This is a genomic window from Bdellovibrio sp. HCB-162, from assembly GCF_047344985.1.
Taxonomy (GTDB): Bacteria; Bdellovibrionota; Bdellovibrionia; order Bdellovibrionales; family Bdellovibrionaceae; genus Bdellovibrio.
The window spans coordinates 3706667-3724334 of sequence record NZ_CP178861.1 but is presented as its reverse complement, the minus strand read 5'-3'; the positions used below and the strand labels follow the sequence as shown (position 1 = coordinate 3724334).

The 17668-nt window shown below is 43.7% G+C and carries 18 protein-coding genes; 9 read left to right on the top strand and 9 right to left on the bottom strand.

What is annotated here, in order from left to right; translation table 11 throughout:
* Window positions 1-7: 7 nt before the first annotated feature.
* The 3 genes from ACLSSO_RS17995 to ACLSSO_RS17985 all read left to right on the top strand — a co-directional run bounded on the left by ACLSSO_RS17995 (window position 8) and on the right by ACLSSO_RS17985 (window position 3130).
* Window positions 8-1108, top strand: a complete 1101-nt coding sequence (locus ACLSSO_RS17995; protein ID WP_413944832.1) for a murein hydrolase activator EnvC family protein — start codon at window positions 8-10, stop codon at window positions 1106-1108.
* Window positions 1109-1112: 4 nt separating this feature from the next.
* Window positions 1113-2489 carry a S41 family peptidase gene (locus ACLSSO_RS17990; RefSeq protein ID WP_295902541.1) on the top strand — a complete coding sequence of 459 codons (1377 nt, stop codon included), beginning with the start codon at window positions 1113-1115 and terminating at the stop codon, window positions 2487-2489.
* 74 nt (window positions 2490-2563) lie between these two features.
* A complete protein-coding gene (locus ACLSSO_RS17985) occupies window positions 2564-3130 on the top strand; it encodes a hypothetical protein (protein ID WP_413943646.1) in 567 nt (188 codons plus the stop codon).
* Window positions 3131-3136: 6 nt separating this feature from the next.
* Here ACLSSO_RS17985 and ACLSSO_RS17980 read toward each other — a convergent pair whose 3' ends face one another.
* From ACLSSO_RS17980 to tig, 5 genes are all read right to left on the bottom strand, one after another.
* Window positions 3137-3649: a hypothetical protein gene (locus tag ACLSSO_RS17980; RefSeq protein WP_413943645.1), complete on the bottom strand. Its 513-nt coding sequence runs from the start codon at window positions 3647-3649 to the stop codon at window positions 3137-3139.
* A gap of 3 nt (window positions 3650-3652) precedes the next feature.
* Window positions 3653-4402 (bottom strand): hypothetical protein, encoded by a 750-nt coding sequence (locus tag ACLSSO_RS17975; RefSeq protein WP_413943644.1) that lies wholly within the window; start codon window positions 4400-4402, stop codon window positions 3653-3655.
* A 61-nt stretch (window positions 4403-4463) separates the two neighbouring features.
* Complete coding sequence (locus ACLSSO_RS17970; protein WP_413943643.1) at window positions 4464-4832, bottom strand: hypothetical protein; 369 nt, start codon at window positions 4830-4832, stop codon at window positions 4464-4466.
* Between the two features lie 203 nt (window positions 4833-5035).
* Complete coding sequence (locus ACLSSO_RS17965) at window positions 5036-5878, bottom strand: hypothetical protein (protein ID WP_413943642.1); 843 nt, start codon at window positions 5876-5878, stop codon at window positions 5036-5038.
* 171 nt (window positions 5879-6049) lie between these two features.
* Window positions 6050-7363: a trigger factor gene (tig, locus tag ACLSSO_RS17960; protein WP_295905465.1), complete on the bottom strand. Its 1314-nt coding sequence runs from the start codon at window positions 7361-7363 to the stop codon at window positions 6050-6052.
* Window positions 7364-7478: 115 nt separating this feature from the next.
* On the opposite strand from tig, the gene ACLSSO_RS17955 reads away from it, so the two are divergent.
* From ACLSSO_RS17955 to gshA, 4 genes are read left to right on the top strand one after another with little or no spacing between them, the layout of a single operon-like run.
* Window positions 7479-8348: an ArsA family ATPase gene (locus ACLSSO_RS17955; protein WP_413943641.1), complete on the top strand. Its 870-nt coding sequence runs from the start codon at window positions 7479-7481 to the stop codon at window positions 8346-8348.
* Window positions 8345-9424, top strand: coding sequence for an ArsA family ATPase (locus ACLSSO_RS17950; protein WP_413943640.1), 1080 nt, complete (start codon window positions 8345-8347; stop codon window positions 9422-9424). The genes ACLSSO_RS17955 and ACLSSO_RS17950 overlap by 4 nt, the downstream gene beginning before the upstream one ends.
* Entirely contained in the window at window positions 9421-10518 is a 1098-nt protein-coding gene (locus ACLSSO_RS17945) for a hypothetical protein (RefSeq protein WP_413943639.1), read from the top strand. Before ACLSSO_RS17950 ends, ACLSSO_RS17945 begins: the two co-directional genes overlap by 4 nt.
* A 20-nt stretch (window positions 10519-10538) precedes the next feature.
* Window positions 10539-11792: a glutamate--cysteine ligase gene (gene gshA, locus ACLSSO_RS17940; RefSeq protein ID WP_340593447.1), complete on the top strand. Its 1254-nt coding sequence runs from the start codon at window positions 10539-10541 to the stop codon at window positions 11790-11792.
* Window positions 11793-11807: 15 nt separating this feature from the next.
* Here gshA and ACLSSO_RS17935 read toward each other — a convergent pair whose 3' ends face one another.
* Together ACLSSO_RS17935 and ACLSSO_RS17930 are read right to left on the bottom strand one after the other, a co-directional pair.
* Window positions 11808-13067: a hypothetical protein gene (locus tag ACLSSO_RS17935; protein ID WP_413943638.1), complete on the bottom strand. Its 1260-nt coding sequence runs from the start codon at window positions 13065-13067 to the stop codon at window positions 11808-11810.
* On the bottom strand, window positions 13064-13813 hold the full coding sequence (locus ACLSSO_RS17930; protein WP_340593445.1) for a TIGR02147 family protein: 750 nt from the start codon (window positions 13811-13813) through the stop codon (window positions 13064-13066). Before ACLSSO_RS17930 ends, ACLSSO_RS17935 begins: the two co-directional genes overlap by 4 nt.
* 258 nt (window positions 13814-14071) lie before the next feature.
* Between ACLSSO_RS17930 and ACLSSO_RS17925 the strand changes: the two genes are divergently transcribed.
* A complete protein-coding gene (locus ACLSSO_RS17925) occupies window positions 14072-14704 on the top strand; it encodes a hypothetical protein (RefSeq protein WP_340593444.1) in 633 nt (210 codons plus the stop codon).
* 3 nt (window positions 14705-14707) lie between these two features.
* Here the strand turns inward: ACLSSO_RS17925 and ACLSSO_RS17920 are convergent, their stop codons facing one another.
* Window positions 14708-15343, bottom strand: a complete 636-nt coding sequence (locus ACLSSO_RS17920) for a carbonic anhydrase (RefSeq protein WP_295904452.1) — start codon at window positions 15341-15343, stop codon at window positions 14708-14710.
* A 67-nt stretch (window positions 15344-15410) separates the two neighbouring features.
* A complete protein-coding gene (locus ACLSSO_RS17915; RefSeq protein ID WP_413943637.1) occupies window positions 15411-16910 on the bottom strand; it encodes a leucyl aminopeptidase in 1500 nt (499 codons plus the stop codon).
* A gap of 117 nt (window positions 16911-17027) precedes the next feature.
* On the opposite strand from ACLSSO_RS17915, the gene ACLSSO_RS17910 reads away from it, so the two are divergent.
* The gene (locus ACLSSO_RS17910; protein ID WP_295904447.1) at window positions 17028-17666 is read left to right on the top strand and encodes an ATP-dependent Clp protease proteolytic subunit; all 639 of its coding nucleotides are present in this window, start codon (window positions 17028-17030) and stop codon (window positions 17664-17666) included.
* The last annotated feature ends 2 nt before the right edge of the window (window positions 17667-17668 follow it).

Genomic DNA, 17668 nt, shown 5'->3' with positions numbered 1-17668 from the left:
GAAGTGGATGCAAGGTCTTTTAGCTGTGGGATTGTCTTTGTCTTTGGGGGCACATGCTGCCACGGACGTTGATAATTTGGCGAAAGACTTTGAGGCGCAAAAGAAGCGCATTGAAGATGCCGAGATCAAGCAGCGCCAAATTCTTTCCGCTCTTTATCAACTCAATAAAAAAATCAAAAAGATCGTGACCGAAAAAGGGGAGCTTTCTCAACAAAGAGCTTTCTTAGAAGTTAACGTGCGTACTTTAACTCAAAAGGTGGATGATCTTGACCAGCGTTCAAAATCTCAAAGAGCTCTTTTAGCCGAAAGACTTCGTGCGATCTACAAACTGGGTGGTGCTTCCATGGCGCGCTTTCTTTTTTCTTCGACGAGCTCGGCTTCGTTAGAAAGAAATCTCAAAATCATGGGCATCGTCGCTTCCCGCGATTTAGAACTCATTAAAAACTACAGTCGCGATCTTCAGGACCTGCAAAACAAAAGAAGAACTTTGGCGGGCCGTTTAGAAAGTCTCAAGGGTGTTGAGGTCAAAATCGTTGCTCAGGAAAAACAGTTACGCCGCGAGCAGGACCTTAAAGGCAAAATTCTCGATGGGATCCGCAAGAACAAGCTTTTTGCGATGAACAAGATCCACGGTCTTCGGGAAAAGTCCCTGCAATACAATATCGAAGACGCCGGACTCTTTGATCTTCTCTTTAAACCTTCCTTTGCGGATCAAAAAGGGGAGCTGCCTCATCCTTTGCAAGGTGTGATTACGCAAAAATTTGGACTTATGAAAGGGGAAGAACACCCTTATACTCTTTCTCACAAGGGAATTTTTATTTCCGCGGCGAAGGGGAGTCCGATCAAATCGATCTTTGAAGGTCGAGTTTCTTATGTTGGTGAACTTCCGGGTTTTGGAACCACGTTGATTGTTGATCATGGCGATCACTACTACAGTGTTTATTCCCACGCTCAAGAAGTGAAGGTAAGTACGGGGGACGAGATCACACAATCGCAAGTCATCGCTGTTGTGGGTGAAGCTCCTCAGGAAAGCAGCCCTGGATTATATTTCGAAATTAGACATTTTTCAGAACCCTACGACCCGCAGCAGTGGATGAAAGGACTCTAACACTATGCAATCACTCAAACGCTACTGGAAAACCTACATCTTGGGAGCCATCTTGCTGGTGACTCTTTTCATCATGGCGGAATCCGGTTTTCAAGTTCGCGCTTTCGCCCAAGAACGCTATGCGGATCTTCAAAACTTCAGCAAGGTTTTAAATCTGATTCAGCAATACTACGTGGAAGAAGTGAATACGAAGAAACTCGTTTACGGCGCGATCAAAGGAATGCTTCGTGAACTAGATCCTCACACGAACTTCATGCCACCAGATATTTTCAAAGACTTTGAAACTGAAACAAGTGGTGAGTTCGGCGGACTTGGAATTGAGATCTCCATCCAAAACGGAGTTCTTACAATCATTTCTCCAATCGAAGATGCACCTGCATGGGAAGCCGGAATCAAAGCCGGTGATAAAGTGATCGCGGTTGATGGGACAAGCACAAAAGGCATGAGCCTTGTGGAAGCGTCTCAATTGATGCGCGGAAAAAAAGGCAGCAAAATCGTTTTGCGTGTCGTGCGTGATGGTGAAGAAAAACCTCGCGATATCACAGTCGTTCGCGGCAGTGTGAAAATCAAATCCGTGAAGTATACAGACTTGGGTGAAGGCTTTGCTTATATCAAAGTGACAAGCTTCATCGAAAACACAGCCAAAGATTTGCAAAAAACAATTGAGAAACATCAAAAAGAAAAAGGCAAAGTCGCTGGTTTGTTAATCGATCTTCGCAGAAACCCAGGCGGTCTTTTGGATCAAGCCGTTAAAGTGAGCGACATGTTCTTAAAAGAAGGAACCATCGTCAGCACGATCGGCCGTAATAAAAACGATAAAGAAGTGGCTGTAGCGACGAAAAAAGGTCAGTACACAAACTTCCCAATCGTGATTCTTGTGAATGAGTACACGGCGAGTGCGAGTGAGATTGTTTCCGGTGCCCTTCAAGATAACAAACGCGCTTTGATCGTGGGTCAACGCACGTTCGGTAAAGGCTCCGTACAATCCGTAATCAAACTTGGTGACGGCAGCGGTTTGAAACTGACAGTGGCTCGTTACTACACTCCAAGCGGAGTTTCGATCCAAGCTGAAGGTATCCATCCTGATATTGAAATCGAGGATGTAGATCCAGAAGCATTTGCAAAAGCAGTTGTGAAATCTCCAACAACTCGTGAAGGCGATATCGCAGGTCACTTAAAAGGCGATCGCGAGAAGGCCGCAGAGAAGCTTGACACACGACAAGGAGCTGAAGAAGGTGCCCTTGCATGGTGGAAAGATGTGGGCTCGAAAAAAGAAGAAAAACTGTCTCCAAGAGAGCGTTTGTTCAAGTCAGATTACCAAGCATATCAAGCATTTAGCTACTTGAAGGCATGGGACACATTGAAGGTCTTGACGCGCTAGTTATTGATTCTCCCTATTAGAGGCCCTACTCTAGCCGCACAAAAACGAAGGCGAGGCAGAGGGGGCCTTTTCTGATGTTGAAAACAGTTGTTTTGCTTCTGGCATTTTGTTCGTTTGCCCAAGCCAATGTTGGCTTTTCTCATGGCAACGAATTCACAGCTTCGGCGATTCAAGGCACAGTTCGAGTTTTCTGCAACGGCTTTAACGGCTCAGGCTCTGCCGTTTATTCCTGCCGTGATGTCGTTTTAGATCCTCAAGCTTACGATTACTTCGTCGGTCCTCAAGATGCACGCGCCGATAAAATTGAACTCACAGCTTCTCACGAAGATGGTTCTTCACGTTCTAAAATTGTGGAGTATGACGGCGTTCGCGGAAAAAGTCGTGAGGCTTTTAATTTGTGGATCTCCACACTTTTCCAAAAACCTTTGTTGGAATACGGTACGAACAACGTTCGCTACAGAATTTATTCCGGCAACAGATTGATCGAAGCCATGGGCGAAGGCAATTTCACAGCGCTAGTTAAACGCGGCCCTGCACGCACGTGTCCTGCCGCTCAATACAATTCGACAGATGTGACTGACTGCAATTCGCAATACTCCATCTGCCAAAGATACTTCGAAGAATTTCACAACTGCCAATAAGTCATTCTAGTGGCTTGTTGGTTTTCGTGTAATAGGTTCTTCCTTTGCAAACTGCAAAGAGATTGAACTAAGCTTTTGCGTTTGTGAATTCATGTTGATGGAAAGAGGACTTTCCTTCGCCGTATAGGCTGAAATTTCTTGCCCCCAAGCCCCTTCTTTTACAATAGGCTTTTCCTGGAATTTAATATTTGGAAACTGAGAGAACGCTTGCTGTAACGTCAACTGTTCAGAAGGATTCGCTGCAAACCAATGTACGCTAAGAACTTTGTCTGTTTTTCCGTCATAGATCACTAGAAGTTGCGGAGTTTTTTTATCCTGGGATAAATAAACTAATCCTTCATGATCTGTCTTCGGAATACTTCCAACTGAGTTCGGTTGGCCAAGAATCTTTTCGATGCCTCGTCTATTGGACTTTTCCCAATCGACCTTTTTAAACTCTGACAATTTATTGGACGTAGCCATTGTTGCACATCCGGAAAGAGCAAAAATACAAAGAGTTAAGCTTATTAGTTTATTCATTTGTTATTTGCTTCCCTTTCTTAATTTAAATTTATCACCAAAATGGTTCTTCATCCATTTATATGCATTTGGGGTCGCTTTTTTCAGTGTTTGAGGCTCAAATAAATAATATTCGAGATTGTTGGAAAAGTCTTCATCTGGACTTTCTCGACCATCGTCCTGGACGAAACCGTCTTTTCTGGAAATATACTGGTCTTTCCCGAAGCTATACCAGTTCGTTGTATAGCCATAATCCTGGCGATCTTTGTCGGATAAATCTTTATACAACTGATGTGAAAGCTCGTGGCCTGTGATTCGAGGTAGATTAGCTTTATCGTCAAAAGCACTATCATACAGAACTATAATTCCATCTGCGGAGGTGGCTGGATTTGGATACTCTCGAGACTTTGAACTTCTATAAATACCCTGGAGAGCGTGGCTCCATAGCTCTTCAGGAAGCTCCTCGAAAACTTCCATCAACCGTTCTTTTTCTTCAACAGTCCAACTTTTAAACTTCTCTGTTTTATGCGGCCAATTCTTCGGTGATTCATTTTTAAACTTCGAATTCAAGAATTCGGAGGCTTTTGTATATGACTTACAGTGTGCCTTTACTGTCGTCGCGGAAACAAAGGTTCCATCGGCCCGCACATAAGCTCGTCGATGATGCCCTGTTACCCAGTACTGCCCATTGGGGCACATCGACTTAGCAAAAACAAAGGGTGAGAAGATAAAGCAAAAAATGAATAGAAAAAAATTTTGCATGACCGTGAGCATGCATTTCAATTGTAGAAGATGTCAAATATAAACATCCTTTGGATTATTGTGAGCGAATCGGTTACATCACAAGAATTGAAAAAGTTTTTTTCGCTGGAACCATGTCCATAAGGACGTGGCAGCGGACGGAGCTTCCGTCTTTTTGAGGAACCTCAAGATAAGTGGCTGAAGATTTTCCGTTACCAAGATCCAAGGCCGCTGTCGGGTCTTTGATTCCTTTTTGTGTGACGTACAAAACTTTTTTTCCAGATTGGAGTTGAGGCCAGATTGTGGATTCACCGACGTTGATGAAAACGCCGGATTCACCTTGAACCACTTGGCTTGTCATATTGCCAGACACGTCTACGCAGTAAGTGCGCGTGCGCAGAGTTTCTGCGGCAAGAGCATTCATTCCGAAAAGTGTGATTGCAATCATAACAAGTTTTTTCATAAAAACCTCCGACAGTCCCAAGTGGTTTTTTTCTAACCAGTATCCTTTGAGCAAGGAGCGGGCCACGGTATTTAGGGAACTTGGGGAGAAGCGTATAAGCTGCTGAAAGGACTTAGATTCAAAGGGCTTACAAACGAAAATGGGCCTTCATGAATGTGAAGACCCATTGGCAAATTCTTAGACAGAGAAGACTGCAAACGGCGTTAGCGTACGCCTGGAGATGCTGTGTTTGAGCTTGCACGAGAGCCACTAGATGCACCATCAAAATCATTGATGGACTCAGCGCAGGCTTGTACAGCGGCGTTGATGGCTTTAATACCATCCATCGAGCTTGAAAACTCTTGCGCGGTTTTATCAAGTTCTTCAGAAGTAGTTGCGGAACTTAAAGATGTAAAACTCCAAGTCTTGTTACCCGTAGAATTTTTAATATGATCTTTCAGGCGGCTAAGATCTTGTTCGATTACATCATTGTGGCGTTTTTCAACCTGCAAGGATTGATTCCCGAAAGCTTTCGCCATATTCGCGTAGCTTCCTAAAAAGTTCATACAGCTTTCTGCTGTTTTAGAACTCATTTTATTTTTGCCACCTTCAGCATTGTAAGCCTTCATCAAACGGTCACAAGAACGCTTTGTTGCCGTTACGCATTTCAAATTGTTCTTCGCAGGACTTAATCCAGAACCCGCAGAAGCATCACCATAACAAGTCGTCGTCGCTCTTAATTTGTTTTTATAAAAGCTCGAAGTGCGAGCGAAAACTGAAGAGCCTGAGTTGCCGCGATTTGTTTGCAGCGTCTCATTCAGCGTGAGCACATCACTGCCTTCGATATTTTCGGAGCCCCAATTCATATCGTACTGACCATTAGAGTTTTTAGATTTCGCCCAACGCTCTTTATTGTTGAAGCTTGTGCCTGAATCATTGTTGGCAATTTTAGTTCCATCAAAAGTGAAACTGCCTTTGTAGTACTTTTGCAAAAGACCGGGGTTCGCTTCAAATGCAAAAGAAGATGAAGCGACAAGAACGAGCGCAGAAATAACCAGAAATTTCATTTTGACTCCGACTGTTGAGGGACCTTTTAAAAGAGTAACTTAAGTCCTTGTTTTCACAGTAGTCGAAGAGAACGCATTTAGACCAAATGCCAGGAGTATGTGAGGAAGTTTAAACAAAAAAAGAGCGACCTTGTGGGCCGCTCTTTTTAAAGTCTTCAATTATAAGAAGTCTTAGTTCGCTTCGTCTTTGAAAGTACCTGCTGGAACTTCTTTAACTTTCACAGTCTTGTTCAAGAAAGCGATCACTTTCTCTTCTGTGATCATGTAAGTAAGACGGCTAGCTTGTTCAGGGCGGCCGTAGAACTCACGAATGCGTGATTCTTCGATGTGTGTTTGTTGAGCGTACTCAGCAAACTTCGCATCAAGATCTTCTTTCTTAGCGAAAAGATCATGTTTCTTTGCGATAGCATCAACAAGGAAAGAAGACTGGATCATTTCAGCCGCTGTTTTTTCAAAATCAGCATCCCATTTCTCAACGTAAGAAGAGAAATCGTTTTCGCCCATGCCTTGTTCAGACATACGTTTTTTGAAATCTTCAACTAAAGAAGCTTTTTGTTCTTTCATCAAAGAAGGTGGAACTTCAACTGGGTTTTCTTTTACAAGAGTTTTCAAAAGACGGTTTTTGAAAGCATCATCAACACGTTTTTGCTCAGTTTGTTTCAAATCTTCTTCGATAGATTTTTTCAATGCGTCTAGATCGCTTGGGCCGCCCAAAGATTTAATAAATTCTTCAGTCAACTCAGGCAAAACTTTGGCTTTGATTTCGTTCAAAGTCACTTTGAACTCTACTGGTTTACCAGCAAGATCTGCAGAGTGGTATGGATCTGGGAATTTCAAAGAAAGCGTTTTTGTTTCGCCCACTTTCATTCCTACGATGCCTTCTTCGAAACCTTCGATGAATTGTTTCGCGCCAAGCTCAAGGTGGTGATTTTTGCCAGAACCGTTTTCAAGTGGAGCTCCACCCATGAAACCTTCGAAATCAACAACCGCGATGTCGCCCATTTTAGCAGCGCGAGCTTCAGTCACAGTTTCGAAAGTCGCGCGAGAAGCGCGGATGTTCTCAAGAACTTGATCTACTTTTTTAGAATCAAATTCCACTTTCTCTTTTTCAACTTCAAGACCTTCGTATTTTTTCAACGTGATTTCAGGACGGATGTCAAAGTTTGCAGAGAAAGAAAAATCTTTGTTTTCTGCTGGATCAGCGAACTCAAATTCTGGATAGCTGATAGGCTCAAGTTTGTGCTCTTCAAGAGCTTTCACGTAATGTTGTTGGATCAAGTCTTGAACCACGTCTTGTTTTACGCGGTCGCCGTAAAGACTTTTGATTGTTGCCAAAGGAGCTTTACCTTTGCGGAAGCCTTTGATTGTGACGTCTTTTTGAATGCCATTGAAGATTTTTTGGAAAGCAGTGGAAACTGCAGCTGCAGGAACTTCGACTTTCAATTTTCTGGACAGATTAGAGACTTTTTCTACATTCGATTTCATGTCTGTTTCTCCTAATATTAAAACCGATGGATAGTAGAGGATGGGCTGCTTTAAGGCAACGCTATCGCAGCGCGTAATGCCTATATTTCAGAGGTCAGCGACACTCTAAGAACTTATGAAGCAAGAGATTCACTTTGTGACCGGAAAAGGGGGAGTGGGAAAGTCGGTGATCGCCGCAGCCCTGGCCCTAAAGAAGAGCCGCGAGGGCAAAAAAGTCCTGCTCGTCGAGCTGGGTGATCAGAGCTTTTTTAAGGATTTTTTTGAGCTTCCCTCGGTGGGTTTTCAGCCCACATCCATTCGAGAAAATCTCTCGGTTGCCCTCTGGACAGGAGACGCCTGTCTTCAAGAATACGCGCGCTATCTCATCAAAGTTGAAAGCTTGGCAAAATTATTTTTTGAAAACGCCGTGATGAGAGCCTTCATCAATGTCGCACCCGCTTTGCCAGAGCTTGCGATTCTCGGAAAAGTCACCAGCGGTCCGCGCAAACACGGTCCTCCTTTGCCGTTTGACTGTTTGATCGTCGACGCTTTTGCCACCGGACACTTTATTGCTCTTCTTGAAGCTCCGAAAGGAATGGCGCAAGCCGTGCAGTTTGGCCCGATGGGAGAGCAATCACGTAGTATCGACGCCTGCATTCGCAACGAAGATCTCTGCAAATATCATATCGTGACCTTACCTGAAGAACTTCCAGTGAAAGAAGCGACAGAACTTGTGCAAAGACTCAAAGCCGAGTTTTCAATTTCTTCCGAGCTGATTTTAAATAAGATGGTGCAAACAAATATTCCGGAAGCTTCGCTCAAAGAAGTGCAAAGCGAAGATTCGGATCTTGGTAAATTTGCGGCGTACATCGAACACCAACTATCCCATCAGGCGGAGATGCGTGAAAAAGCTCAGAAAACGACAAAACAAATTCTTTCTGTCCCTCTTTTCTTTGAAACAAAACCCTGGAGCCTTGTAGAAAAAATTGCGGAGGTTTTAAAATGAGCATCCGCAGTTTTGAAGGCGTAAAAATTCTTGTCTGTGTAGGAAGTGGTGGCGTCGGGAAAACCACGGTGGCTGCGTCTTTGGCGGTGCTAGCTGCAAAAGAAGGAAAAAAAGTTTTAGTTTTGACAATTGATCCGGCAAAGCGTCTTGCGCAGACCCTGGGAATTGAAGGAACGAAAGACATCACGAAAGTTCCAGGCCAAAATTTTAAGGGCGAACTTTATGCTTCCGTCATTGACCACAAAAAAACATTTGATGATTTTGTCGCAAGAGCCGCCAAGAAAAGTGAAGCGGTTCAGAAAATTTATAAAAACCGCCTTTATCAGCAACTTTCAACAAACTTAAGCGGCTCCCAAGAGTTTACGGCGTTAGAAAAACTCTACTCTTGCTATGAGTCTCAAGAGTTCGATTTGATTATTCTGGATACGCCACCAACAAAACACGCCATCGACTTTTTGCAGGCCCCACAAAAACTTTCAGCTCTTTTCAATGAAGGTGTTGCGAAGTGGTTCCGTGATCCTGACGGAAAAAAATCAGGTTTCTTTGGGCAACTTTTGCAAACGGGAACAAGACAGGTTCTTAAAATCTTAGAAACTCTCACCGGCTCTGGTTTCATTCATGAACTGGGGGATTTTTTCGTCAACATTGAACAGTGGCAAGAACAGCTTTTGAAAAGAACCGTGGATGTGCACAGAATGATGGTGGCTCCCACAACACATTTTTGTCTTGTGACGTCCTTTGATCAAGCGAAGCTCAAAGAAGCTGAATACTTTTTAAAAGAAATTAAAAAAGGCGGATATCACCTGACCACCGTTGTTTTAAACCGAGTATTCCCCTACTGGCTGGACCTCCGTTCGGAAGGAAAGTCAGAAAAAGCTCATCAAGACCTTGTGAGCTTGTACTCGCAAATGAGGTCCTACTACAATCAAAGGGACGTTTTGTATCAGGGCTTTGAAGCGAATATGAAAAAAGACGCCCGCGTCTTTAGAATTCCTGACCTTGTGAAAGACATTTCTGACTTATCGGGTTTAGAAGAACTCAGCGATTTGATTGTGGAAGGGGAAAAGAAAGCATGAAATGGATCTTAATTGCTTCTGTGATTTTGCTTTCCGGTTGTGCCAGCCTTTTTGAAAATCGCATGAGTGAAGAAGAAGTCGCACAGATTCGTGCGCAGAAGGCTTCCGAGGAAGCTGAAGTCGTGAATGCTGAAAAAGTGCTCGAGAAAACACGCTTTGAAGAAGCAAGAGTTCTTTTCCGTGATTTTCAAGGTCGTCATTCTCAATCTGTTTTTTTTCAACAAGCTCGTCTTGGAGAAGCTCAGTCTTTGGAAGGATTGGGACGTTATCAAGAAGCGGCCGATCTTTATCGCGACATCTATCTAAAAACTTTAAAGCATCAACCAGAGATCGCGGCACTTGCTTTGTATCGCATGTCCTTTGCTTACGAAGCATTGGGTGATGATTTAAAAACGGTGGCAGCGCTTTTGGACGCCAGACGAATGGGCGAGCATTTGCCTGTGGAAGTGGCGTATGCAGAAGTGCCCGCGCGTTTGGCAGCGGCGTATGCTCGTCAGAACAGAGAAAACGAAGCACTCACGTACTTGAATGAAGCTGAAAAAGGCATTTCGATTGTTCAACAAGAAAAAGGCGCCAATCTTAGATCTGACTGGCTTGCAAAAACATACGTGCAAATGGGAACTGTGTCCACGAATCAGCTTTCCAGTGATAATTTCTCGGAATTTGTTCAGGGCCAAAAGCTTGTTCAGGTGTATTTAATTAAAGCGTTGCGGTTGAATGACTCTGCTTGGTCACCGCGGGCTTTGAGTAAGCTTCAAGAAACTTATCGCGATCTTTATACTCAAGTGGAGTCTGCAAAAAATCGCGAGACGCAGAATAGCCTGGGCGGAGATCTTTTTGATCTGCTGGATCAAGCCGAACTTTATCGTCCTATGACAGGGCAGAAAATGAATTCCTATGAAAACTCATTCTTTGCGTATCTGTCTGAAGTTAGAAAGAAAACAGAAAAAATAGTTTACGGAAGCGGCGGGACAATGAGTCTCACGGAAGAATCTGCGAAACTTAACAGCCTGAAGCGTGGCTTGCCACAGACAAAGAAACGCTCTATACCTCTTCCTCCCAAAGTTGTTCCTGAAGAAGATCCGAACTTGTAAGAGGAACAAAGGAGATACCTATGGCGAAACTAATACTGCACAAACAAACTCTCGCCAATATGAATGAGATTTGCGCGTGGTTTTCATCAAAGACGGCAAATCTTTCTTATCCGATTTACTCAAGCTACGACATTCGTGATTCGGGTTATAAAATTTCAAATGTCGATGCCAATATTTTTCCAGCAGGTTTTAACAATATCTGCCCAACGGATAAAGAAACATCGATTGGCCTGATGAACAAGTACATCACTAAGCACTACGGCCCTGATGTAAAAAACATTCTGCTTGTCACAGAAGAACATACTAACAACGCGTTCTATTGGGAAAACGTTCACACGATTCGCAATTTGATTGAAGCAAGTGATCGCGTCGTTAAAGTGGCCATTCCCCGTGAATTGCCAGAGCCTTTAAAACTCACAAGCTCCGCAGGCAACGAAGTCATCGTACACTCTGCTTTAAAAGACGGTGAACTTTTAAAAACATTTAAGCCTGACATTATCATCAGCAATAACGACTTCTCTGAAGCTTACGAGGATTGGGCACAAACCGTGACGGAATTCCCAATGAATCCTCCGCGTGAGTTGGGTTGGTATCAGAGAAAGAAAAGCACGTATTTCAAATACTACAATCAACTCGTGAATGAATTTGCAGAGATCACAAAAATTGATCCTTTCTTGCTTCGAGTTGAAACGGAACTTTTTGAAAATTTCGACATCGCCGATGAAAACAGTCGTAATGCTTTGGCTGAAAAAGTCGATGCAATGTTAAATCGTCTGCGCGAGGAATATAAAAAACGCGGTATCAACCAAGAGCCTTTCGTGTTCGTAAAAAATAACGCGGGGACTTATGGTTTGGCGGTGATTCGTGTAGGCTCTGGAGCCGAAGTCAAAGAATGGTCTTACAAATCACGTAAAAAAATGAAAGCCGCTAAAGGCGGACGTGACGTGGAAGAAGTGATCATTCAAGAAGGCATTCCGTCCATTGTTCAAGCCGATGGCGCAAGTGCTGAGCCGGTGATTTACATGATCGGTTGTGAGCTTGCGGGGGGCTTCTTAAGAACTCACGCAGAAAAAAGCTCAACAGACAGTCTGAACAGTCCAGGCGCTGTTTACAAACGCCTTTGTGTGTCGGATCTTGCGATCAATACTCCAGGATGCCCGCAAGAAAACGTATATGGTTGGACTGCGAAATTAGGACTGCTAGCCATCGCGCACGAAGCGCAAGAGTTGGGAGCTACTTTTAAAGGATATCAACCCGTCGGTTGCGGAAAGTAGCCTTAAGGGCCTTTGTTAGAAGCAAAGGCCTAGTTCCGAAGTCATAACTCCATTTTCATCTAATGAAATAACACTGTCGGATGAAAAGTTTCTTGGAGTAAATATCACGCTTTGATTCAACGGACTTCTGCAAGCCGCGCCACCTAAAGCGATCTTGCGCAAGTTCATCTCTTTATCAAAAGTAAATTGAGTTTCCACTGTCACGGGCTTAAACGGGTCCCACGCAAGGACGTAGTTTGTTCCGGCATAGTTGAGTTGAAACTGCTCTGCGGTCGACAAAGCGCCTTTCACCGTGACAGGCTTTTCGTTGGCATCAAACTCCCAAGAAGTTCCGCTAATTATGAACTGGCCTTTTGCACTTTCATAAGGAATGAAAGGAAGCGCGCATTCATTCTTCTGAACGAAATCAGAATTCACGCGTAAAGAAATCAAAAGACCTTCGGAATTTAATGTCACAGTTCCAAGGTCAGGCGTTGTCGCAGTGTCGTCGCAATAAAATTTGAAATACGAGCGTTCAAAAGGATGACGGCCTGACAAAGAAGCTCTCACTACATTGCCATTTTCAAAAACAAGAATGCTGTTGTTCCATGCACCTTTTGTGTCTGTGTACCCCAAAGCTAGATTCAGACCTTTATATTCGTAATTCGTAAAATGAAGTTCTTGAAGAAAAGCCAAGTATTCTTGCGCAGACAAAGTTTTTAAACCATCTGCATGAATAAACGAATTAAACGCGCGGATTCTTTCCGATGTTACCTCAAACGCGAGGCTGTTCATGAATTCACGGTAGATTACTTCATGAACAATCAAAGCTGCTTGGTTGTCAGCATCAAGTTTATTCCACAAAGTGCTATTCACGATGTAACGAGACTTATTCAAGATCGACGGGTTTCGTTGGAAGACCGCTTGCTCTAGCTTGCAATCCGTCGGCAATGTCACAAGGCCTGCATCCGGAGTTTTCACAAACTCATTTGCGGCAGCCACAAACGTCGCAGAACCCATAAAGTCCTGAGCCCATAAACGGTACATCTTTGCGCGAGCAGGATCTAAAGAATTTAAGCGCGACAATAAATCCACGGCTTTTTCCACAGCCGAAGATTTGTTTGAATAAGACGCCACCAAACCATGACGTTCAGAAACTTCATAGAGATCCAAAGTTTGAGCTTTCACGCCTCCCGCACAGAGGATTGCAAAACCCGCGTTGCCACGGTCATACCAGTTGTTAGCTAGTGCCACAGAAGAAAGAACAAATGCTGATAGAAAAACTAATGATTTCATTTTTGCACCTTCGTCACCGGAAAGAGCTGCACGTTCAAATTATAAACGTCGGTCTTCGGTCCTTGAGTCATAAGAGTCGCCATCTTACGACGGAAAGTTTTAATCAAACGTTTCGCCTCAGGAATCTTTTTTCTATTCATCGGGAAAGTGATCGAGGTCACGTCACGCAATTCCAAAGGAATGCGGTCCATATTGTCGAGCACTTGCACCAAGGATTGTTTGTGAGAGCGACGTAAAGACTCCGAAGGAATATTGTGTGTCGTCTCAAGTTGTTTTTGCGTGACGATGAATTTGCCGTTCTCAATGTTAAGTAAGCCAAGGCGGCAAAGTCTTTCAATAGCAGCGGAAGCGACTTCCACGGGAATATTCAAACGGTCTGCAATCCACGCTGGAGAAGGTTGGAAAGTTTTTACCGGAACCAACGCAAGAATCGCGAAATGATACCAGTCACAGATCACGGCGAACTCGTCCTCTTTAAGTTGAACTTCGGGTAAAAGAGTTTTGAGTTTTCTTTTATCGAATTCGATCAAACTTTTTAAATGTTCAAAATCATTATCAGCTAATCCCAAACCTTTGATGACTTGACGACCAATACTGACCGTCATGATGCGACGACCGTTGATGTAGTCACTTAATCGGCTGGAAGGAATACCCAAGACTTTTGCGAACTGAGCATTCGTAAGCGCAGGATTGTAAGAGCGACGACGCTGATATTCATTTAATAAAAATTCTGAGGTTTTGTTCATAACGAGGATTTTTATGGCGAACCCGCGAGGAGAGTCAAAGGCTTAATAACCTTGGGGAATTAGAGGTCGGCTCCTATTGAAAATTACCGGTAATTGTGACTGAAATTTAAGAGCTTGCAGAAAAAATTACACAAGAAATCTGGCTTAAAAGGCCCGACTAAAGCCAATTTCACTAAGACTTATGCCTAGAACCAACGAGAAAATGCGAGACCCTCTATGCTCGCATGTTAATCTACATGAAAGAGGGACCTACAGTTTATGAGAAAATTCTACGGAGTGTTTTGTCTTTTTGCTTTGTGTTTTGTCTTTGGTTATTCCGTCATCAACTACACAACAGATGAATATCAAGTGAATCGCGATCCTGCTGCGATTAAAAACACGTTCGACTTCTCACACCTGCGTGGTGAAAAACTTCATGAAGCTGTCAAACAACGCCTGCTTTCGGGTCTTGAGCTGCGCAAAACTTCGGGCGGCGCTGGGATCGGCTTAGGTCACTTTGTTTTCGTAAATCAAAACGGCGAAAAGAAATTAGCTTGCCAAGAGTTTGGAAAAGTCGCTTTGTCTTTTGAAGCTGAAGGTGTTTCTGTCGCGGGTGACAAGCCTGTGATGGAAATCGAGGGTCGCTGTCAATTTTCTGCAGACATGGCGAAAATCAATCCGCTGTTTTTACCAGTTGCAAAGATCGTGGGCGAGCGCCCTGGCGACGGTGAATTTCAATTTAACGAAGGCTCGGCTGTTACCGTTCGTTTTACGAATCTGCCTGAAGAGTGGCCGCGCACTTGGTTGCTAAAATCCGTGAAGCTTGTGAACGAAAAAGATTCGGAAGCTTTGGTGATTGAAAGCGATGAAGTGGCAAGATACCTTGGCCACCCCATGGTTCTTAATTTTTAGAAATTAAATCTCAACGAACTTTCTTTGTTCGTAACTGAACTCAAGGAGCTTTCCTCCTTCGAGCTGGAAAAACCAACCGTAAATTTTCAACTCATGAGCTTTCATTCGTTCTTCAATGAACGGGAAGCTCATAAGATTTTCCATAGAAATCAAAACGGCTTTTTTCGCACATGAATTCAGTTGTTCTTTGAGTGGCGCATTCGGGATTTCACGTAAAACTTCGATACGAGCTTCCGCCGCAATTTTCACCCAAGAACCAATGAAACTTTTTGAACTGTTGTCATGCGTACCGGTCAGAAGCGCATGGATACCGCCACATTGTTCATGGCCAAGAACAATGATGTTTTCTACTTTTAGATTTTTAACGGCAAATTCAATCGCGGAACTGACCCCGTGGAATCCGCCGCCTTCTTCATAAGGAGGCACGAGATTGGCCACGTTGCGGATCACAAAAATATCACCAGGATTTGCTTGAGTTAAAAGTGCAGGATCAACGCGAGAGTCACTGCAGCCGATAATCAGCGTTTTTGGTGCCTGTCCATCGGTTCTGAGATGATCGAAAAGATCCGTGTCTTTTACAAAGTATTTATTTCTGAAACTATGAAATCCGTCGACTAGCTTTTTAACTTCATCAGACATAAAAAAACCCTCAAGAATTTTATAATTCAAGAGGGTTTCTTTGTTTATCAATTATTGCAAAAAATGATTAGGCGTGTTGTTTCGCGAGTTCCACGAATGTACGCACCATCACACCTGAAGCCCCTTTTTTCGTGCAGTATGGAAGACGATTTCCAACAGCCCAGCCAGTGCCTGCGATATCAAAGTGTGCCCAAGGAATGCCTTCGCCCACGAACTGCTCAAGGAATGCTGCTGCTGTTGCAGAGCCAGCACCTTTACCCGCAGAGATGTTCGAAAGATCAGCGTAAGTGCCTTTCATATCTTTTACGTGGAAATCGACAAGTGGCATATTCCAAACCCACTCACCAGATTCAACAGCCGCTTTTTCAACTTTGTTTTTCAAAGCGGAATTGCGAGTGAAGTAACCAGTGTGTGTGTTGCCAAGAGCAACGACCATAGCACCTGTCAAAGTCGCAGCATCAACAATCACTTGTGGTTCAAGCTCTGTTGCGTATGAAAGTGCATCTGCCAAGATCAAACGACCTTCAGCATCTGTGTTGTTCACTTCGAACGTTTTGCCGTTACGAGCCGTGTGAACATCGCCTGGCTTCGTCGCTGCAGGACCTACAAGATTTTCAGTAGAAGCGACAAGACCCACAGCATTGATTTTTAATTTCAATTTTGCGATCGCAAGCAATGTGCCGATCACGTTAGCGCCGCCACACATGTCGAATTTCATTTCTTCCATACCAGCAGAAGGTTTAATAGAAATACCGCCGCAATCGAAAGTCAGACCTTTACCTACGAACACCACCGGCTTTTTAGAAGCCGCAGCTCCTTTGTATTCCATGATGATGAAACGTGGTTCTTGCGCAGAACCGTTTGATACGCCCAAAAGACCGCCCATGCGTTCTTTCTTAATGCGTGCTTTATCCCAAACAGTCACTTTAAGGCCTGTGCCTTTTGCAGCATCAACTGCAGAGTCTGCAAGAATTGTTGGAGTCATCAAGTTGCCTGGCATATCACCCAAACGACGAGAGAAGTTTGTGCAAGTCGCAAGGATTACGCCTTCATTGAAAGCCGCTTTAACAGCTTTGTCAGCCGCAAGCTTAGTCACGATGTGAACGTCGATTTCTTTTTCTTCTTTTTTAGCAGACATTAATTCGTTGAATACGTAAGAAGTCAGGATCAAACCTTCAACAGTGGCTTTTGTGAAATCAGCCGCGTCTTTTTTAGAAGACGTGATGCCATCAAAGTGCAATGCCGCTTCTTTCACTCCCAAAGCTTTCACAGCTTCGAAAGCAGTAGCAACAGATTGACGAACGCTTTCATGATCAATCTGATTTTCTTTGCCCAGACCAACAACGATCACATGACGGAAGCCTTTGTAATTGATTTCACGGAAAGTAACAGCTTCTTGGTGTTTTCCAGTGATCGATTTTTCTTCCAAACAAGCAGCTAGTTTTTTGTTGAGCTCAGAATGAGTCACTTTTGCGAGCTTATCTTTTTGAGAAGATGACTTAGAAAACACGACCAAAGCCGGGCAAGTCAGTGTTTCGATGTCTTTGTTGAGCAAGTTGAAAGCCATATGAACCCCTTAATATGATTCGGTTTTGTGAAACGTTAATAGATGTAGCACAGCAGTTTTACGGGTCAAAGGCTTTTTGATAAAGTCTTGTCTAAGTATTCCGATAGGTAGCACAGAATGACACCTCAATCACAACCACAGGAGACAGCAGTGGCACTCATTCCATACGTCATAGAGCAGACCTCAAAGGGTGAAAGATCATACGACATCTACTCCCGCCTTTTAAAAGACCGTATCGTGATCCTTGGATCAGCGGTGACGGACGAGGTTGCAAACGCGATTATCGCGCAGTTCCTTTTCCTTGAAGTGGATAATCCAGAAAAAGATATCCATCTCTATATCAACTCTCCAGGTGGTAGTGTTTCTGCGGGTCTTGCGATCTACGATATTATGCAATTCGTAAAATGCGATGTGGCTACATACTGCATGGGTATGGCGGCAAGTATGGGTTCACTTTTGCTCACAGCGGGAACAAAAGGAAAGCGTTACAGCCTTCCGAACACACGCATCATGATCCACCAACCTCTTCTTTCTGGAGGCGGTTTGTCAGGTCAAGTCACTGATATTGAAATTCATGCGAAAGAGTTGCTCAAGACAAAAGAAAAACTCACTCGCATTTATGAAACGCACACAGGCAGACCTTATGATTTCTTGAGAGATCAGATGGAAAGGGATAACTTTATGGACCCTTACCAAGCTAAAGAATTCGGATTGCTTGATCACGTTGTTGAATCTCGTAAAGCGAAAAAAGGATAACA